18 protein-coding genes are annotated in these 17,580 nt (G+C 69.3%); 4 read left to right on the top strand and 14 right to left on the bottom strand.

Annotation, left to right across the window (positions count from 1 at the left end; translation table 11 throughout):
- Positions 1-53 precede the first annotated feature (53 nt).
- The 3 genes from ACI2JZ_RS04845 to dapE all read right to left on the bottom strand — a co-directional run bounded on the left by ACI2JZ_RS04845 (position 54) and on the right by dapE (position 2,593).
- Positions 54-227, bottom strand: coding sequence for a DUF3117 domain-containing protein (locus ACI2JZ_RS04845; RefSeq protein WP_017203323.1), 174 nt, complete (start codon positions 225-227; stop codon positions 54-56).
- Between the two features lie 93 nt (positions 228-320).
- Positions 321-1,538: a hypothetical protein gene (locus ACI2JZ_RS04850; protein ID WP_404596687.1), complete on the bottom strand. Its 1,218-nt coding sequence runs from the start codon at positions 1,536-1,538 to the stop codon at positions 321-323.
- Positions 1,520-2,593: a succinyl-diaminopimelate desuccinylase gene (gene dapE, locus ACI2JZ_RS04855; protein ID WP_404596688.1), complete on the bottom strand. Its 1,074-nt coding sequence runs from the start codon at positions 2,591-2,593 to the stop codon at positions 1,520-1,522. The genes ACI2JZ_RS04850 and dapE overlap by 19 nt, the downstream gene beginning before the upstream one ends.
- Before the next feature lie 86 nt (positions 2,594-2,679).
- Here dapE and dapD point away from each other — a divergent pair, with 86 nt between their 5' ends.
- Together dapD and ACI2JZ_RS04865 are read left to right on the top strand one after the other, a co-directional pair.
- Positions 2,680-3,621, top strand: coding sequence for a 2,3,4,5-tetrahydropyridine-2,6-dicarboxylate N-succinyltransferase (dapD, locus tag ACI2JZ_RS04860; RefSeq protein ID WP_336640674.1), 942 nt, complete (start codon positions 2,680-2,682; stop codon positions 3,619-3,621).
- 251 nt (positions 3,622-3,872) lie between these two features.
- Positions 3,873-5,267 carry a DEAD/DEAH box helicase gene (locus tag ACI2JZ_RS04865; protein ID WP_404596690.1) on the top strand — a complete coding sequence of 465 codons (1,395 nt, stop codon included), beginning with the start codon at positions 3,873-3,875 and terminating at the stop codon, positions 5,265-5,267.
- 18 nt (positions 5,268-5,285) lie between these two features.
- Here ACI2JZ_RS04865 and ACI2JZ_RS04870 read toward each other — a convergent pair whose 3' ends face one another.
- From ACI2JZ_RS04870 to ACI2JZ_RS04900, 7 genes are all read right to left on the bottom strand, one after another.
- A complete protein-coding gene (locus ACI2JZ_RS04870) occupies positions 5,286-5,777 on the bottom strand; it encodes an SRPBCC family protein (protein ID WP_404596691.1) in 492 nt (163 codons plus the stop codon).
- 10 nt (positions 5,778-5,787) lie between these two features.
- Positions 5,788-7,083 carry a citrate synthase gene (locus ACI2JZ_RS04875; protein ID WP_247622950.1) on the bottom strand — a complete coding sequence of 432 codons (1,296 nt, stop codon included), beginning with the start codon at positions 7,081-7,083 and terminating at the stop codon, positions 5,788-5,790.
- A 217-nt stretch (positions 7,084-7,300) separates the two neighbouring features.
- Positions 7,301-8,413 carry a succinyldiaminopimelate transaminase gene (gene dapC / locus ACI2JZ_RS04880; RefSeq protein ID WP_404596692.1) on the bottom strand — a complete coding sequence of 371 codons (1,113 nt, stop codon included), beginning with the start codon at positions 8,411-8,413 and terminating at the stop codon, positions 7,301-7,303.
- 10 nt (positions 8,414-8,423) lie between these two features.
- Positions 8,424-8,744, bottom strand: coding sequence for a ferredoxin (fdxA, locus tag ACI2JZ_RS04885; RefSeq protein WP_042542002.1), 321 nt, complete (start codon positions 8,742-8,744; stop codon positions 8,424-8,426).
- A 9-nt stretch (positions 8,745-8,753) separates the two neighbouring features.
- On the bottom strand, positions 8,754-9,137 hold the full coding sequence (locus ACI2JZ_RS04890) for a histidinol dehydrogenase (RefSeq protein WP_247622952.1): 384 nt from the start codon (positions 9,135-9,137) through the stop codon (positions 8,754-8,756).
- A gap of 19 nt (positions 9,138-9,156) precedes the next feature.
- Positions 9,157-9,471, bottom strand: coding sequence for an AzlD domain-containing protein (locus ACI2JZ_RS04895; RefSeq protein WP_247622953.1), 315 nt, complete (start codon positions 9,469-9,471; stop codon positions 9,157-9,159).
- Complete coding sequence (locus ACI2JZ_RS04900; RefSeq protein ID WP_404596693.1) at positions 9,468-10,187, bottom strand: AzlC family ABC transporter permease; 720 nt, start codon at positions 10,185-10,187, stop codon at positions 9,468-9,470. The genes ACI2JZ_RS04895 and ACI2JZ_RS04900 overlap by 4 nt, the downstream gene beginning before the upstream one ends.
- Positions 10,188-10,292: 105 nt before the next feature.
- Between ACI2JZ_RS04900 and ACI2JZ_RS04905 the strand changes: the two genes are divergently transcribed.
- Positions 10,293-10,841 (top strand): helix-turn-helix domain-containing protein, encoded by a 549-nt coding sequence (locus ACI2JZ_RS04905; RefSeq protein ID WP_404596694.1) that lies wholly within the window; start codon positions 10,293-10,295, stop codon positions 10,839-10,841.
- Positions 10,842-10,844: 3 nt separating this feature from the next.
- Here the strand turns inward: ACI2JZ_RS04905 and ACI2JZ_RS04910 are convergent, their stop codons facing one another.
- The 4 genes from ACI2JZ_RS04910 to typA all read right to left on the bottom strand — a co-directional run bounded on the left by ACI2JZ_RS04910 (position 10,845) and on the right by typA (position 16,637).
- On the bottom strand, positions 10,845-12,482 hold the full coding sequence (locus ACI2JZ_RS04910; protein WP_404596695.1) for an MFS transporter: 1,638 nt from the start codon (positions 12,480-12,482) through the stop codon (positions 10,845-10,847).
- Positions 12,479-13,498, bottom strand: a complete 1,020-nt coding sequence (gene glsA / locus ACI2JZ_RS04915) for a glutaminase A (protein ID WP_404596696.1) — start codon at positions 13,496-13,498, stop codon at positions 12,479-12,481. The genes ACI2JZ_RS04910 and glsA overlap by 4 nt, the downstream gene beginning before the upstream one ends.
- Before the next feature lie 105 nt (positions 13,499-13,603).
- The gene (locus ACI2JZ_RS04920; RefSeq protein ID WP_404596698.1) at positions 13,604-14,503 is read right to left on the bottom strand and encodes a phospholipase; all 900 of its coding nucleotides are present in this window, start codon (positions 14,501-14,503) and stop codon (positions 13,604-13,606) included.
- A 220-nt stretch (positions 14,504-14,723) separates the two neighbouring features.
- Positions 14,724-16,637 (bottom strand): translational GTPase TypA, encoded by a 1,914-nt coding sequence (gene typA / locus ACI2JZ_RS04925; RefSeq protein ID WP_247622959.1) that lies wholly within the window; start codon positions 16,635-16,637, stop codon positions 14,724-14,726.
- Positions 16,638-16,740: 103 nt separating this feature from the next.
- Here typA and ACI2JZ_RS04930 point away from each other — a divergent pair, with 103 nt between their 5' ends.
- On the top strand, positions 16,741-17,547 hold the full coding sequence (locus tag ACI2JZ_RS04930) for a CPBP family intramembrane glutamic endopeptidase (RefSeq protein ID WP_404596700.1): 807 nt from the start codon (positions 16,741-16,743) through the stop codon (positions 17,545-17,547).
- The last annotated feature ends 33 nt before the right edge of the window (positions 17,548-17,580 follow it).

Here is a 17,580-nt window from a genome sequence, read left to right on the forward strand (position 1 = left end):
ATCCGATGATCCGCCGCCTCCTTCGGTTGATCCGTGAGACGGATCGGGGTGACTCAGGCCGGCGCCACGACGGCTGCCAGCACGTCGTGAAGCTCCTTGGCCTCGGCGTCGTTCACGGAGACGACCAGACGGCCTCCTCCTTCGAGCGGAACGCGCACGATGATGAGTCGTCCTTCTTTCACGGCCTCCATGGGGCCGTCCCCGGTCCTCGGCTTCATCGCTGCCATCGCGGCTTCCTTTCCTCGGTGGTATGGGAAGAGTTTATCGGTGTCGTCGCGACCTGAGCGTCACCTGTGAAGAAATGCATCGATTCTTCATGTTCACGGCACCTGCCAGAAGGTGTTCCCGAGCGCGTAGACGAAGTAGATCCACACGCCCTGACCCACGAGGCACAGCGCCAGAACGCTCAGCCGCCAGAGCCGCGAGCGCGGCACCGCCACCGCTCCCCAGAGCGGACTGATCGGCAGGAGCAGCCGGAAGGTGCTCGATTGCGGGAAGAACACCGCCAGCAGGTACAGCAGATAGCTCGCGCTCCAGAGCCGGAGGTCGAGACCGAGCGCTCGAACCTGCGGCGAGCGCACGAGCGCGAGTCCGGTGGCGACGACGATGACCACGAGTCCGATCGGGCCCCACCACGCGGGGATACCCCACTGCGCGAACCAGAACTGCGACGCCTGGATCCAGCCCTCGAAGGGTACGAACCCGGCCACTCCCCCGCTGATCCAGTGCTGACGCCACGCCAGCTCGGTGGCGAGGTACGCCCCCATGTCGCCCGTGACGAGACCGGCGATCACCTGCCACGAGAAACCGGCGACGGTCGCGAGCGCCGCCGTCGCGACGATGTGCACGATCTCGACGGCGGTCAGTGGTTCGCGGCGACGGTTCATCCAGCGGGCGATGCCGTGGAGGCCGAGCAGCAGCGCGAACGCCAGGATACCCGGGCGGGTGAACGCCATGATCGGGAGCAGGAGGTACAGCCAGGCGTACCGGCGGCGGATCACCGCGTCCAGTGCCAGGAAGAGCAGGAGCAGGAACAGCGTTTCGGCGTATCCCACCTGGAACATCGCCGCGAGCGGCCCCGCGGCGAAGAACACCACCGCCCACAGCGCCGCGGAGGATCCGATCCGGTCACGCAGCAGCCGATGCAGAGCGAGGCAGGCGAGATAGCCGGCCACGAACGAGAGCAGGAACGCCCCCACTCCCCAGGAACCGAAGAAGAACCCGATCGCCTTCGCCGCGTAGGCGAAGACGGGCATGAACGCCCACTGGTTCTCGACGACGGTGCCCGCGTCGGTCAGCTCGAGCGTCGAGGGGTATCCGCTCTCCGCGACCAGCCAGTACCACTGCGCATCCCAGCCGAGCACGAAGTCGGCCAGTCCGGCATCCGCTCCGAAGCGCGACAGCGACGTCGAGGCGGATGCCGCGAAGAGGAGGAAGCCCGTCGTGACGAGCCGGGCGATCAGGTAGATGACGGCGATGCGCAGCGGCAGCGGCATCTGCGCCCACCGACGCGCGGCGCTCAGTGCGAGCTGAGCCACGCCCGCAGTCCCCGCTCGACGGCATCGATCTGCGCGACGGGGACGCGCTCCTCGTCGTGGTGGGCGAGGTGGGGATCGCCGGGCCCGTAGTTCACCGCAGGGATGCCGAGCGCAGAGAAACGGGCGACATCGGTCCAGCCGTACTTGGGGCGCGGTTCCGCGCCGACGGCGGCCACGAACTGCTGGGCGATCGGTGCGTCGAGGCCGGGACGTGCACCCTCCGCCGAGTCCGTGACCTCGAGGTCGAAGCCCGCGAGCACACTGCGCAGGTGAGCCTCGGCATCCGCCGCCGACTTGCTCGGAGCGAACCGGTAGTTGATCTCGACCTCGCAGGCATCGGGGATGACGTTGCCCGCGACACCGCCGCTGATGCGCACGGCGCTGAGGCTCTCGCGGTACAGAAGACCCTCGACCAGCACCTCGCGCGCCCGGTACTCACCCAGGCGGGCGAGGATGGGGGCCGCGCGGTGGATGGCGTTCTCGCCGATCCAGGCGCGTGCGCTGTGCGCGCGGACACCGCTCGTGCGCACGATCGCGCGCATGGTGCCGTTGCATCCGCCCTCGACCTCACCGTCGGACGGCTCTCCGAGGATCGCGAAGTCGGCGACGAAGAGATCGGGACGCACGGCGGCGAGCAGACCGAGTCCGTTCTTCGACGCCTCGACCTCCTCGTTGTCGTACCACATCCACGTGATGTCGATGACGGGATCGGTGATCTCGGCGGCGAGCTTCAGCTGCACCGCCGTGCCCGCTTTCATGTCGACCGTGCCGCGGCCCCACAGGTACGCCTCGCCGTCGACGTCGATCAGGCGCGTGGGCAGGTTGTCGTTGATGGGGACGGTGTCGATGTGACCGGCGATGGCCACCCGCTGGGCGCGACCGAGGTCGGTACGGGCGACGATCGTGTTGCCGTGCCGGATCACCTCGAGGTGGTCGAGCGGCACGAGCGCCTGCTCGATCGCGTCGGCCAAGGTCTTCTCGTCTCCCGAGACGCTCGCGATGTCGCAGATCGCGCGCGTGAGGTCGAGAGAGGATGCGGTCAGATCGAGCACCATGCCCCCAGCCTATGACCTCGGCGCGCGGTCATCGGACGCCGGTCACATGGGCCGGGCGTGATCGCGGGAGCCGGTACCGTGGAGGCATGACTGATGCGCGCACCGTGTGGGGAATCGGACTCTCGACCATCGCCGGCGACGGCACGGTTCTCGACGCCTGGTACGCCACCCTCGGCACCGGCGCCCTGCCCTCGGATGCCGCGGCAGATCTCGACGGACTCACCGGTCCCGACGCACGGCGCAACGTCACCGTCGAGGCGGTGCGGCTCGAGATCGACCTCGATGCCGCTCCGGCCTCGACCGCCGACGCCTACCTGCGTCTGCACGCGCTCTCGCACCTGCTCGTGCGCCCGAACGAGCTGAACCTCGACGGGATCTTCGGTCACCTCCCGAACGTCGCCTGGACGAACGCGGGCCCCGTGCTCCCCGCCGATGCCGCCCGCCTGCGTCCGCAGCTCCAGCGCGCGGGAATCCAGGTGCAGGGGCTCGACAAGTTCCCCCGCCTGACCGACTACCTCCAGCCGCAGGGCGTGCGCATCGCCGATGCCTCGCGCGTGCGCCTCGGCGCCCACCTCGCGCCGGGGACCACTGTGATGCACGAGGGATTCGTCAACTTCAACGCGGGCACCCTCGGGGCCTCGATGGTCGAGGGCCGCATCTCGCAGGGCGTCGTCGTGGGCGACGGCAGCGACATCGGTGGCGGCGCATCGATCATGGGAACCCTCTCGGGCGGGGGCTCGCACCGCGTCTCGATCGGCTCGCGCACGCTCCTGGGCGCGAACGCCGGTATCGGCATCTCGCTGGGCGACGACTGCGTGGTCGAGGCGGGCCTCTACGTCACCGCCGGCACCAAGATCGTGCTCGTCGACGGCCCCGTGACGGCCGAGGGCACCCGCACCAGCGTGAAGGGCGCCGAGCTGTCGGGGCAGAACGGACTGCTGTTCCGCCGCAACTCGATCAGCGGCGCGGTCGAGGCCGTGCGTCGCGCGGGCGTCGGCGTCACGCTCAACGAGGCGCTGCACGCCTGACGCGCGGTCATCCGCACCTGCGGCCGCCTCGGAGCGGGCGCTGATAGACTGTGGCTGTTGCCCGAGCACGAGCTCGCCAACGTCGTCGTCGTCACGGGGTCTCTGAGGACCGAAGCGAGTCACCCGGCTCCCATCACCAGCGCTTTGCTGGCCTTTCGCACGGCGAACCGATGCGCACGCCCCCTGCGAGCGCCGTCGCCCACCTCAGCCCACTATCGTGCGTGTCTTCTCGCGTACGGACGGAGTCATCCATGCCTACTTTCCTCGAACTCGGCGTTCCCGCCGAACTCGCCGCCGTTCTCGCCGATTCCGGCAAGACCGAAGCCTTCGCGATCCAGCGCGACACCCTCCCCGACTCGCTCGCCGGCCGCGACCTGCTCGGTCGCGGTCGCACCGGCAGTGGCAAGACCATCGCCTTCGCTCTCCCCCTCGTCGCGCGCCTCGCCGCGTCCGGCAAGCAGCGCCGTGCGGGCCTCCCCCGCGGTCTGGTGCTCGCCCCGACCCGTGAGCTCGCGACGCAGATCGCCGCGACGATCTCCCCCCTCGCCGAGGCCGCCGGCCTGCGCGTGACCACCGTCTTCGGCGGCGTCAGCCAGCGCCCGCAGGAGCAGGCGCTCCGCGGCGGCGTCGACATCGTCGTCGCGTGCCCCGGCCGCCTCGAAGACCTCATGAAGCAGCAGATCGTGCGGCTCAGCGCGGTCGAGGTCGCCGTACTCGACGAGGCCGACCACATGGCCGACCTCGGCTTCCTGCCCGGCGTCACGCGCATCCTCACCGCGACGCCGGCCGGCGGACAGCGCCTGCTCTTCAGCGCGACGCTCGACCGCGGCATCGATTCGCTCGCCCGCCGCTTCCTCTCGAACCCCGTCAGCCACGAGGTCGACGAGGAGAGCGTCCCCCTCGGCGAGATGACGCACCGCGTGCTCGTCGTCGATTCCACCGAGAACAAGACGACCCTCGTGCGCGACCTCGCGTCCGGCACCGGTCGCCGCATCCTGTTCACCCGCACCAAGCACCAGGCGAAGAAGCTCGCCAAGCAGCTCACCGCTGCGGGCATCCCCGCCGTCGACCTGCACGGCAACCTCTCGCAGAACGCCCGTGAGCGCAACCTCGGCGCGTTCTCGTCGGACCCCGCAGACGGCGGCGTGCGCGTGCTGGTCGCGACCGACGTCGCAGCCCGCGGCGTGCACGTCGACAACGTCGACCTGGTCGTTCACGTCGACCCGCCCATGGAGCACAAGGCGTACCTGCACCGCTCGGGCCGCACCGCCCGCGCCGGTGCCGCCGGTACCGTCGTCACGGTCGTGCTCCCCGAGCAGCGCCGCGACGTCAAGGACCTGCTGCGCAAGGCCGCGATCGTCGCCCCGCTCGAAGACGTCACCGCCGGCGCCGTGACCGAGCTCGTCCCGGAGCGCGCACCGCACGTGCGTCCCGCCCCGGTGCAGGCTCCGCAGCGTCAGGCTCCGAAGCAGCGTCCCGCCGGTGGCGAGCGCAGCGGCGCGGCGAACCCGCCCGCACGCCGTCGTCGCCCCCGCTCCGGTGGCGGTCAGGGCCAGAGCCAGGGCGGCGGTTTCGCGCGCCAGGGCGGCCAGGGTCGTCAGGGTGGACAGTCCCGCCAGGGCGGCCGCGGTTCGCAGGGACGCTGACCCGCAGCATCCGCACGTCTACGACCCCGGGGTCCCGTTCCGCACGGAACGGATGACCTCGGGGTTCGTGCATCCGGCGACGAACCCTGCGAGGCGCCGCCGGATCTCGAAACCGAGGATCACCGCGCCGACGCGTTCAGCCACCGGCGCGAGCCAGGCCGGGCGGCACGAGAAGTTGTACTTCCACGTCGCGATCGTGCCCGACCCATCGGGTGCGGCGACGAAGCGCCAGCCACCGCCCAGCTTCTCGAAGAACCAGGGGCCGGTCTCCATGACCATCCCCACATTCGTCGGCGGAGCGTACGACACGTAGCGGCTCACCATCGACAGACCGAACCGCTGGCGCGTGAAGGTGCGCACGCCCTTCGCGGCGCTCTGCGCACCGTCGAGGAAATGCTGCTCACTGATGAACCCGTCCCAGCGCCGGCGAACCGCGCCGGTCGTCTGCGACACCGCGAACGCCGTCGCCGGATCGACCGGAACGAAAGCCTCGGCGCTGACGACGGGCATCGGTGTCGTGTCAGCGGTTCGGGTACGAACGCTCCGGAGACCCGGTGTACAGCTGCTGCGGGCGACCGATCTTGGTCTGCGGGTCGAGCTGCAGCTCGCGCCACTGCGCGAGCCAGCCGGGCAGACGGCCGATGGCGAACAGCACCGTGAACATGCGCGTGGGGAACCCCATCGCCTTGTAGATCACGCCGGTGTAGAAATCGACGTTCGGATACAGACGACGCTCGCGGAAGTAGTCGTCGGCGAGAGCGATCTCCTCGAGCTCCTTCGCGAGGTCGAGCAGCGGGTCGGTGACGCCGAGGGAGGCGAGGACCTCGTCGGCGGCGTCCTTGACGAGCTTGGCGCGCGGGTCGTAGTTCTTGTAGACCCGGTGCCCGAAGCCCATCAGCTTCACGCCCTCTTCCTTGTTCTTCACCCGCTCGACGAAGCGCGAGACGCTCTGACCCGAGTCGCGGATCTGGCCGAGCATCGTGAGAACGGCCTCGTTGGCCCCGCCGTGCAGCGGCCCCGAGAGGGCCTGGATGCCGGCGGACACCGACGCGAACTGGTTCGCCCCGGTCGATCCGACCAGTCGCACGGTCGAGGTCGACGCGTTCTGCTCGTGGTCCTCGTGCAGGATCAGCAGGAGCTCGAGCGCCTTCGACATGACCGGGTTGATCTCGTAGGGCTCGGAGTTGACGCCGAAGTTGAGCTTGAGGAAGTTCTCGACGAAGCCGAGCGAGTTGTCGGGGTAGAGGAAGGCCTGACCGACGCTCTTCTTGTGCGCGTAGGCCGCGATCACCGGGAGCTTCGCGAGCATGCGGATCGTGTTGATCTCGACGTGCTCGGGGTTGTGCGGGTCGGTCTGGCCCTCGTAGTAGGTCGAGAGCGCGGCGACGGCCGAGGACAGCACCGACATCGGGTGTGCCGTGTGCGGCAGTGCCGAGAAGAAGTGCTTGAGGTCTTCGTGCAGCAGCGTGTGGCGACGGATCTTCTCGTCGAACTCGGCCAGCTCGGACTCCGAGGGGAGCTCACCGTAGATGAGCAGCCAGGCGACCTCCAGGTAGCTGGTGCGACCGGCGAGCTGCTCGATCGGGTACCCGCGATAGCGCAGGATGCCCTTGTCGCCGTCGATGAAGGTGATGTCGGACTTCGTCGACGCCGTATTGACGAACCCGTAGTCGAGCCCGGTGTAGCCGGTCTGGCGGGTCAGCGTCGAGAAGTCGATGCTGTTGTGGCCCGCCGTGCCCTGCAGCACGGGGAACTCGGCGGTCGTGTCACCGATCGTCAGCTTCGCCGTGGCCTGCTGGTCTGCCGCTGCACTCACGCGGACCTCCTTGGGGTTTCTGCCCGTAGTCTGTCTCGTCTCGCCCCGAGCAGATCGGTCATCCTTGGAACCTGATCTCATCGGAGCGGGCGATCGCACGGCGCACAGCGCCAGGTCGGGTCACGACCGAATCGCCTTTACAGCCTAGTAGGCCCGCACGCCTACTGTCGCATCCGCCAAACGGATCGGTGCTGGGAGGGGGAAACCTACAGATTCTCTACGAAGCGGCGGCGTGCAGGCGTCGAGCGGCCTCCGCGACGCGCTCCGTCGGCGCCGTCAGCGCGAGACGCACGTGCGAGGCGGCGGCTGCTCCGTAGAACGGACCCGGACCCGCCAGGATGCCGAGATCGGCGAGGCGAGCCATCGACTCCCATGCGTCACGCCCCTCGGTCACCCAGAGGTAGAGACCGGCTTCGGAGCCGTCGAGACGGAAGCCGGCGGCCTCCACGGCGGGACGCAGCAGCTCCCGCCGTTCGCGGTAGAGCTCCTTCTGGGCGGCGACGTGCTCGTCGTCGCCGAGCGCCACCGCCATGGCGTGCTGCACGGGTTCGGGCGGCATGAGGCCGAGGTGCTTGCGGGCGGTGAGCAGGTCGGCGACGATGCGCGCGCAGCCGGCGACGAAGGCGGCGCGGTAGCCCGCGAGGTTCGACTGCTTGCTCAGCGAGTAGACGCTGAGCAGGTTGGCCCGCGACCCCCCGGTCACCCGCGGATCGAGGATCGACGGGATCGCCTCGGTCGCCCAGGCGCCGTCCCAGCCGAGCTCCGCGTAGCACTCGTCGCTCGCGATGACGGCATCCAGCTCGCGCGCACGGCGCACCGCGGCGGCGAGCTCCGAGACCGTCCAGGTGCGACCGTCGGGATTACCCGGAGTGTTGATCCAGATCAGCTTGGTGCCCTCGGGCCAGTCCGCCGGGTCATCGGCGGGAAGCGGCGTCGCTCCCACCACGCGTGCTCCGACGTCGTAGGTCGGGTAGGCGATCTCGGGGTGCACGACGACGTCGCCCTCTCCCAGCCCGAGGAGGGTCGGGAGGAGCGCCACGAACTCCTTCGAGCCGATCGTGGGCAGCACGTTCGCGACGGTGAGGTCATCGACCCCGCGGCGACGCGCGTACCAGGAGACGATCGCCTCGCGCAGTGCCGGTGTACCGACGGTCTGCGGATAGGCGTGCGCGTCCGTCGCCTCGGCGAGAGCGCGCCGGATGATCTCGGGCGTGGGATCGACGGGCGACCCGACGGAGAGGTCGACGAGTCCGCCGGCGTGCGCGGACGCCCGCTCGCGGAAGGGGACGACGGCGTCCCAGGGGTAGTCGGCGAGGTCGCGGACGCTCACGGGCGCCGGCCTACTCGCCCTGGGGCGGCAGGGCCGCGATGATCGGGTGGTCGTGCGCGATGACGCCGACCTTGGCCGCGCCTCCGGGCGAGCCGACCTCGTCGAAGAACTCGACGTTCGCCTTGTAGTAGTCCTGCCACTCATCGGGCAGGTCGTCCTCGTAGTAGATCGCCTCGACGGGGCACACCGGCTCGCAGGCGCCGCAGTCGACGCACTCGTCCGGGTGGATGTAGAGGGAGCGCTCGCCTTCGTAGATGCAGTCGACGGGGCATTCGTCGATGCAGGCTCGGTCCTTCACATCGACACACGGGAGGGCGATCACATACGTCACCGCTCCAGTCTACTTCTCCGCCTCCGTGGCGACGGGCACCGACCGGAACGACGGCCACGCGATGACGACGAGAACGATCGCGGCGATCAGGTACGTCCAGATCTGTCCCGCGAGCGTGTTCTCGACGACGACGGATCCGCCGGGGCCCCGGCCGGAGATCAGGAGCAGCATGCCCACCATCCCGAGGCCGGCCGCGACGGCGGCGCCGCGGTCGTGGGTAAGCACGCGGATGGCGACGAGGATCGCGGCGCACGCGATCGCTCCGACGATCATGCCGGTCGGGATCGGACCCCAGGTCTGGCTGTGCGCGATCGTTCCGGCGACACCGTAGACGCCACCGACCAGGGCCGAGGCCACCCACGACAGAACTCTCGACAACCGACTCACGCCCACCCTCCGATCCTACGCGCGGTCAGGCCGCGAGTCCGAACAGACGCAGGAGGGCAGCGGTGAGCGCCGCCGCGAACACCACGACGAGGAAGGACTGCCGCAGCCACAGCAGACCCGCCGCGACGAGCAGAGCGGGCACGCGCGCATCGACGACGATCGCCTGACCGTCGCCCAGCGTCTGCACCGCAACGAGCGCCGCGAGCAGGGCGACGGTCAGCAGGTCGGAGATGCGCGCGGGTCGAGGCGCCTCGAGCACCTTCGGCGGCACGAGGTATCCGACGGCCTTCAGCGACAGGCAGACGAGAGCCGCCAGCAGGATCGCACTCCACAGGGTCATGATTCCCCCTTCTCATCGGCATCCACTGCGCGGCCATCGGATGCCGGGCGCCCCAGCCAGTTGAACCACCCGACGATCACGGCCACGACGGCCGCGACGAGCACCGGCAGACCGGGGAGGAGGAAGGGCGTGAGCGCCGCGGCGACGACGGCGGCGGCGATCCCGACCGCGATCGCCTGGCGTTGCTGCAAGCGCGGCCAGAGCAGCGCCAGGAAGGCGGCCGCCGCCGCGGCATCCAGCCCCCAGTCCTTCGGATCGCCGAGCACGTTGCCGACGAGGGCGCCGATGAGGGTGGTGATGTTCCAGCCGACGAAGATCCCGATGCCGGTGACCCAGAATCCGACCCGGCGCAGGCGCGGATCGCTCTGGGCGATCGCCACCGCCGTCGATTCGTCGATCGTGAAGTGGGCGGCCAGTGCACGGGTCGCGGGCCCTCCCCCGATGACCGGCGACATGCGCATGCCGTAGGCGACGTTGCGCACGCCGAGGAGGACGGCCGAGGCGATCGCCGAGGGGAGCGCCGCGACACCGCCGGCCGCGAAGACCCCGACGAAGGCGAACTGCGATCCTCCCGTGAACATGAGCAGGCTCAGCACGCAGGTCTGCCAGACGTCGAGCCCGGCCGCGACGGCGAGGGCACCGAACGAGATGCCGTACGCGCTCGTCGCCAGCACGACGCCGAGGGCCTCGCGCCAGACCTCGCGCTCGGCGGTCACGGGGCGATCCCCTCGCGCACCGTTCGCTGCAATGAACACATGACCATCATTCTGAACATTCAAGGACGACTAGTCAAGCGAACGATCGTTTGACATGATGAACGCATGGAGGATCTCCGCACCCGCATCGCCCGCACGCTGCGCCGGGAGCGTGAAGCCGCAGCCCTCTCGGTCTCGGAACTCGCTCGGCGCGCCGGCGTCTCGAAGGCCACCGTGTCGCAGCTCGAGAGCGGAGCCGGAAACCCGAGCGTCGAGACCCTCTGGGCGCTCGGCGTCGCACTCGACGTGCCGTTCGCCGTCTTCGTGGACCCGCCCCAGAGCGGGCCCACGCTCATCCGCCGGGAGGATCTCAGCGGCGTCCCGTCCTCGGCCGCCGCGTACAGCGCCACCCTGCTGGCCGCCTCCCCGCCCGGCGCACGGCGCGACCTGTACCTGATCTCCGCCGAACCGGGCGAGGCCCGACGCTCCGATCCGCACCACCCCGGGACCATCGATCACGTGGTGCTGATCTCGGGGCAGGCGAAGGTCGGCCCCGCCGGTGCCGCCGCACTGCTGAACCCCGGCGACTACCTCACCTACCCGGGCGACGCCCCGCACGTGTTCGAGGCCACGGCCCCGAACACGAGCGCCGTGCTGATCTCCGAGCTGCGCTGAGGATCAGTCCGACGCGGCCACGGGCGACGGATCCGGGATCTCCTCCGGCTTGTATCGCGGCAGTCGGGAGGCCGGGAGGATCGCCAGGGCGCTGATCCCGGCGAGCACGAGCAGCCCGAGCCGCAGCGTCGACAGACGGGACTCCTCGTTGACGGCCACGGCGGCGTCGACCTGGGCGGGCGTCGCGTCGGTGCGCTCGAGCACCACGCGCAGGTCGTCGTTGCTCACGAAGTTCACGCTGTCGAGATCGACCTGCGCGACGAGCGCCGGCGGCAGCTCCGGATGCTCCACGACCGCGCGCCCGACGCTCAGCCCCAGCAGAGAGACGAGCAGCGCACCCGCGACCGCCGTCCCCACCGCCGACGCGAGGTTCTGGGTCGTCCCCCGCAGCGATCCCACGTCACCCGCGAGCGACGACGGCGCCGAGGTGACGAGCACGTTGAAGACGAGGGTCACGAGCGCCCCCTGCCCGATCCCGAACACCACCAGACCGAGGATCGTGGGCAGCGTCTCCCAGTTGTTGTTGACGACGAACGAGAGCCATACGAGGGCGCCGGTCGTGAGCAGGAATCCGAAGACGCCGATCACACGCGGCGGGTAGCGCTTGTAGAACCGCACGACGAGGGTCGCGGTGATGAACACGGTGAGGTTGAACGGCATCATCGCGATCGAGGTGTCGAAGGGAGTCCTCCCCTGCACGATCTGGATGTAGAGCGGGATCGTGAAGTTCACGCACGCCTCTAGCGCGACCACGATGAACATGGCGTACACCGCCGCGCGCTCCTTCGAGGAACGCAGGATGCTGAGGTCGATCAGCGGCACACGTCCCTCGGCGATCCGCCGACGCGTCCACAGGAAGAACCCCTGCCCCAGCACGACGCCGGCCACGATGAAGAGCGGTGCCGGGGAGAGCCCCAGGATGTCGAACGGGGCCGCATCCGTCGCCTCGATCGCTCCCCAGCCGTTGAGATTGTTGAAGCCGAGGGTGAGGAGCACGATCGCCGCGCCGATGAGAAGCGAGGCGACGAGATCGATGCGAATGCCGGGGTCGCCGCGGTCTCCGCGCAGCGTGAAGCTGAAGGCGAAGACGAGCACGGCGATGCCGAGGACGATGAAGAACATCGGACGCCACCCGACGAGAGTGCCGAGAGTGCCGCCGATGAGGAACGCGGTGACGCCGGAGATCGCCCGCGCCGAACCGATCGCGCCGATCGCCGTCGCCTGCTGGGCGCCGCGGTAGTTCTCGGCGATGAGCGCGACGATCGAGGGCACGATGATCGCCGCCGCGGCACCGGCCACCGCCTGACCCGCGATCGCCCATCCGATGCTCGGGGCGATCAGCATGAGCACCGACGATGCCGCGAACAGCGCGATCACGACGCGGAAGATCAGCACCCATCCGACGCGCTGACCGAGCTTCGCACCGGTCATCACGAGCGCCGCGACGGCCAACCCGTACATGACGATCGTGGTGCTCGCGACCGTCGGCGGCACGCCGAACTCGCTCACCATCCCACCCAGCGAGATGGGGAGCGCGGCGACGTTGAACGACATCAGCACCTGCGCCATGAACAGGCTGATCATGGGAAGCCAGGACGACTTCACGGCGAAGGATGCGGTCTGCGGCGCGGACTCGGTCATCGGGACTCCTCGGGGGCGGGTGCAACGGCGGGTGCGGACGCGAACAGATTGAGCCCGAGGGCACGGGAGAGGTAGCCGATCGCGCGCTGCGAGCGCACGGAGTTGCCGGCATCGTCGAGACGCGGCGAGAAGCCCGCGACGGCGCCCTTGCCGGGGGCGACCGCGACGATGCCCCCGGAGACACCGGACTTGGCCGGGAGTCCGATCTCGAACAGCCATTCACCCGAGCGCTCATACAGGCCGCTGGCGGCGACGACGGCGAGCGTGTCACGGCACACCTCGGCCGACACCACGCGCTGCCCGGTGAGGGGATTGACGCCGCCGTCGGCCAGAGTGGCCCCCATGACCGCCAGATCGTGCGCGGTCACCGTGAGAGCGCACTGGCGGGTGTAGACGTCGACGACCTCGTCGGAGTCTCCCTCGAGGCGTCCATAGCTGGTGAGCAGGCGCCCGAGCGCTCGGTTGCGGTCGTTCGTACGCGCCTCGGAGGCGTAGACGACGCCGTCGAGTCCGAGAGCGCGGCCTGCGAACGCCGACAGACCCTCACGGACGCGCTCCCACTGCTCGGCGGACGTCTCCCCCGGCATGAGCGCGGTGGTGGCGATCGCGCCGGCGTTGACCATGGGGTTCATGGGATGCCCGGCGTTCAGCTCGAGCGCCATCACCGAGTTGAAGGGAAGGCCCGTGTTGTTGACCCCGACGATCTCGCGGACGCGCTCGTGCCCGTGCTCCTGGATGGCGAGGGCGTAGACGAACATCTTCGAGATCGACTGGATCGAGAACGGATGCTGCGCGTCGCCCGCGTCGTGCACTCCCCCGCCGACCTCGATGACGGCGAGCCCGAAGAGCTCGGGGTCGACTTCGGCGAGCACGGGGATGTAGTCGGCGACGATGCCGTCGGAATCCCCGGCGAAGCGCGCGTGCGCGTCGCCGACCAGCCGCTCGACGTCTCGCCACCCGGGCAATGCCCCGGTCGAGACCTGCTGCGGGACGTGGTCCCATCCGGCCGTGTCCACGGGCTCTCCTCGCGTTCGACGACGCCCCAGCCGTCATTCGCCACGATAGCGCTCGAACGCCCCCGGTAGAAGGTGTCTACCGGGGGCGTTCGCGGGTCTGCGGGCTCAGTACCAGTTCATCGCCTGCGAGTGCCCCCACGCGCTGCACGGGGTGCCGTACACGGACGAGATGTATCCCAGACCCCAGGCGATCTGGGTCGCGGCATTGGTCTGCCAGTCGCTGCCCGCCGAGGCCATCTTGCTGCCGGGGAGCGCCTGCGGGATGCCGGTCGCGCCGCTCGGGTTGTAGGCCTGGTAGTTCCAGCTCGACTCCTTCTGCCACAGCGAACTCAGGCAGGAGAACTGGTCCTCTCCCCAGCCGTACTGGTCGGCCGCCATGACACGTGCGGTCGCCTTGGCCCCCTCGGGGGTGTTCGATGAGGCGAGCGCTGCAGCTGCCGCCTCGGCCTCTGCCTGCGCCTGCGCGGCGGCTGCGGCGGCCGCGTCGTCCGCCGCCTTCTTCTCCTGCGCCGTGGTGAACGCCGACTGGAGCGCCGCAGTCTGCTCGATCACCTTCTCGGTGTGCTGCTGGGCGATGACCGTGGTGAGAGTGAGCTCGATGGCCGGGACGGCCTTCCGACCGTCGAGGGTGTCGACATTGCTCTGCAACTGCGCGGTCTCGACGGCGGGGACGACTCCGCTCAGGTCGAAGCCTGCGGCGTCGATCTCGGCGGACAGCTTATCGGCGGCATCAATGGCATCGGTCGCGGCGGTCGCGGTCGCCGCGACGTCGTCCGACGCCTCGACGGTCGTGGTGGTGCCGGTGGTCGCCGAGGGCGATGCGTCATCGGTCTCGGTGGCGCCGGAGGCCGGGCCCGCGACGAGTCCGGCGGTCAGCGTGATGCCGAGCATCGCACCGACGGCGGTGCCGAGGAGCAGCAACGGCCGACGAGAGCGGACGGCGGAGTGGGCGGTGGCGGCCTCGAGGGCGCGCCGGGAAGCACGGGTGTTCTGAAGGTGAAGCAAAGAATCGACTTTCGGGTCGTCGAGCGCCCGGACCTGCGGACAGGGCGGCTCATCGGGAGCCGACTCATCGGACGCAAGTCATCGATTCTGTGTCATGTTTCTGAACGAACCCTCCGCAGAGCCTGGACGGAATATAGGTCCCACCTGGGCTTTTCATGAGAAAAGGGCCTCGCTGCCGCATTTCTGCAGAGCGAGGCCCTCTTATCGGTCCTGTTCGGACTCAGGCGTTGGCATCCTGACGCTTGAGGCGAGCGGTCTCGCGCGCACGCGTGTTGGCGTCGAGGTTCACCTTGCGGATGCGCACGGCCTCCGGCGTGACCTCGACGCATTCGTCGTCACGCGCGAACTCGAGGCTCTCCTCGAGCGTCAACTGACGCGGGGGCGTCATCGACTCGAACGAGTCGGAGCTCGCCGCACGCATGTTGGTGAGCTTCTTCTCCTTGGTGATGTTCACGTCCATGTCGTCGGCGCGCGAGTTCTCGCCGATGACCATGCCCTCGTAGACCTCGGCGGTCGGCTGCACGAAGAACGACATGCGCTCCTGCAGGGCGATCATGGCGAACGGGGTGACGACACCCTGACGGTCGGCGACGATCGAGCCGTTCTGGCGGGTCGTGATGGATCCGGCCCAGGGCTCGTAGCCGTGCGAGATCGCGTTCGCGATGCCGGTGCCGCGAGTCGTGGTGAGGAACTCGCTGCGGAAGCCGATGAGGCCGCGCGACGGGACGATGAACTCCATGCGCACCCAACCGGTGCCGTGGTTGGTCATGTTCTCCATGCGACCCTTGCGGTTCGCGAGGAGCTGGGTGATCGCGCCGAGGTGCTCCTCCGGCGTGTCGATCGTGAGGTGCTCGAAGGGCTCGTAGGTCTTGCCGTCGATCTTCTTCGTGACCACCTGCGGCTTTCCGACCGTGAGCTCGAAGCCTTCGCGACGCATGTTCTCGACGAGGATCGCGAGTGCGAGCTCACCGCGGCCCTGGACCTCCCAGGCATCCGGGCGTCCGATGTCGACGACCTTGAGCGAGACGTTACCGATGAGCTCCTTGTCGAGACGGTCCTTGACCATGCGCGCCGTGAGCTTGTGGCCCTTGACCTTGCCCATCAGCGGCGAGGTGTTGGTGCCGATCGTCATCGAGATGGCGGGGTCGTCGACCGTGATCGCCGGGAGCGGGCGCACGTCCTCGGGGTCGGCGATCGTCTCGCCGATGGTGATGTTCTCGAAGCCCGCGATCGCGACGATGTCGCCCGGGCCCGCGGACTCGGCCGGGTAGCGCTCGAGCGCGCGGGTCATCAGCAGCTCGGTGATGCGGGCATTGCTGGTGGTGCCGTCGGAGCGCACCCAGGCGACGGTCTGACCCTTCTTCAGCGTGCCGTTGAAGACGCGCAGCAGCGCGAGGCGGCCGAGGAAGGGGCTGGAGTCGAGGTTCGTGACCCACGCCTGCAGGGGCGCCTCGTCGTCGTAGGACGGAGCCGGGACGTGCTCGAGGATCGCCTCGAAGAGCGGCTCGAGGTCGTCGTTGTCGGGCAGCGAGCCGTCGGCGGGACGGTTCTGCGACGCCGCACCGGCACGACCGGACGCGTAGACGACCGGCACGTCGAGCAGTGCGTCCACGTCGAGGTCGGGCACGTCGTCGACGAGGTCGGACGCCAGACCCAGCAGCAGGTCGTGGGCCTCCTCCTCGACCTCCGCGATGCGGGCGTCGGGGCGGTCGGTCTTGTTGACCAGCAGGATGACGGGGAGCTTGGCCTCGAGCGCCTTGCGCAGCACGAAGCGGGTCTGCGGGAGCGGGCCCTCGCTCGCGTCGACGAGCAGCACGACGCCGTCGACCATCGACAGGCCGCGCTCGACCTCACCACCGAAGTCGGCGTGACCCGGGGTGTCGATCACGTTGATCGTGATCTCCTTGCCGCCGGCGTGCTTGCCCTTGTAGGTGATCGCCGTGTTCTTGGCGAGGATCGTGATGCCCTTCTCGCGCTCGAGGTCGTTCGAGTCCATCGCGCGCTCTTCGACGTGCGAGTGCTCACCGAACGAGCCGGTCTGGCGGAGCATCGCGTCGACAAGAGTGGTCTTGCCGTGGTCGACGTGAGCGACGATGGCGACGTTGCGGAGGTCAGAGCGGAGGGCGTGAGCCATGCAGGAATCCTAAGAAGAGGAGTGGGAGGAGTCGGGAAACCGACGTTCCAGGATAACGCACGCGCAGGACCCCCGGCTGAACGGAGGCCGTACCATCGGAAAAGTGAGGCACGAAGACGCAGACCGACCGCTCCCTGACCCGGCCTCCGAGCCCTCGGCGCGGCGGCTGTGGTGGGAGATCGCGATCGTGCTCGCGCTCGGTCTCGGCCAGTCGGCGATCTACGCGATCGTCCAGCTCGCCTACCGGCTCACGGACGACACCCCGCTCGCCGATCAGACCGCGACGCTGAATCCCTCACGCAGCGACCGCGAGGTCTTCGACCTGATCTACCAGGTGCTGTCGATCGGCTTCTCGCTCGTACCGGTGCTGCTCGTCTGCTTCCTGCTCTGGCAGCACCGTCGACCGCACCTCGCCCGTCTCGGCCTCGACGGCACACGCGTCGGCGTCGACATCGGCCGGGGCGCGCTCCTCGTGCTGGCCATCGGCATCCCGGGCCTCGGCCTGTACGTCGTCGGCCGGGCACTGGGTCTGTTCGTCGCGGTGAACCCGGGCGGACTCGACACCCACTGGTGGACGATCCCGATCCTGCTGCTGGCCGCCGCGCGAGCGTCGTTGCAGGAGGAGTTCGTCGTGCTCGGGTATCTCTTCGCCCGGCTCAAGCAGCTCGGATGGTCGCCCTGGACCATCATCATCGCGACCTCGGTGCTCCGGGCGACGTACCACCTCTATCAGGGACCCGGGGCCTTCATCGGCAACCTCGCGATGGGGCTGCTGTTCGGCTGGCTGTTCCTGCGCACCGGACGCCTGCTGCCGTTCCTCATCGCGCATTTCCTGATCGACGCGACGGTGTTCGTCGGCTACCCGTGGGCGGCGGCGACGTGGCCGGCGCTCTTCGGCCTCCCGGGCTGATCCCCCGAGAAGCCCCGGCGATCCGCGCCCGCG

Source organism: Microbacterium sp. NPDC087868 (assembly GCF_044900755.1).
GTDB classification, from domain to species: Bacteria; Actinomycetota; Actinomycetes; order Actinomycetales; family Microbacteriaceae; genus Microbacterium; species Microbacterium galbinum.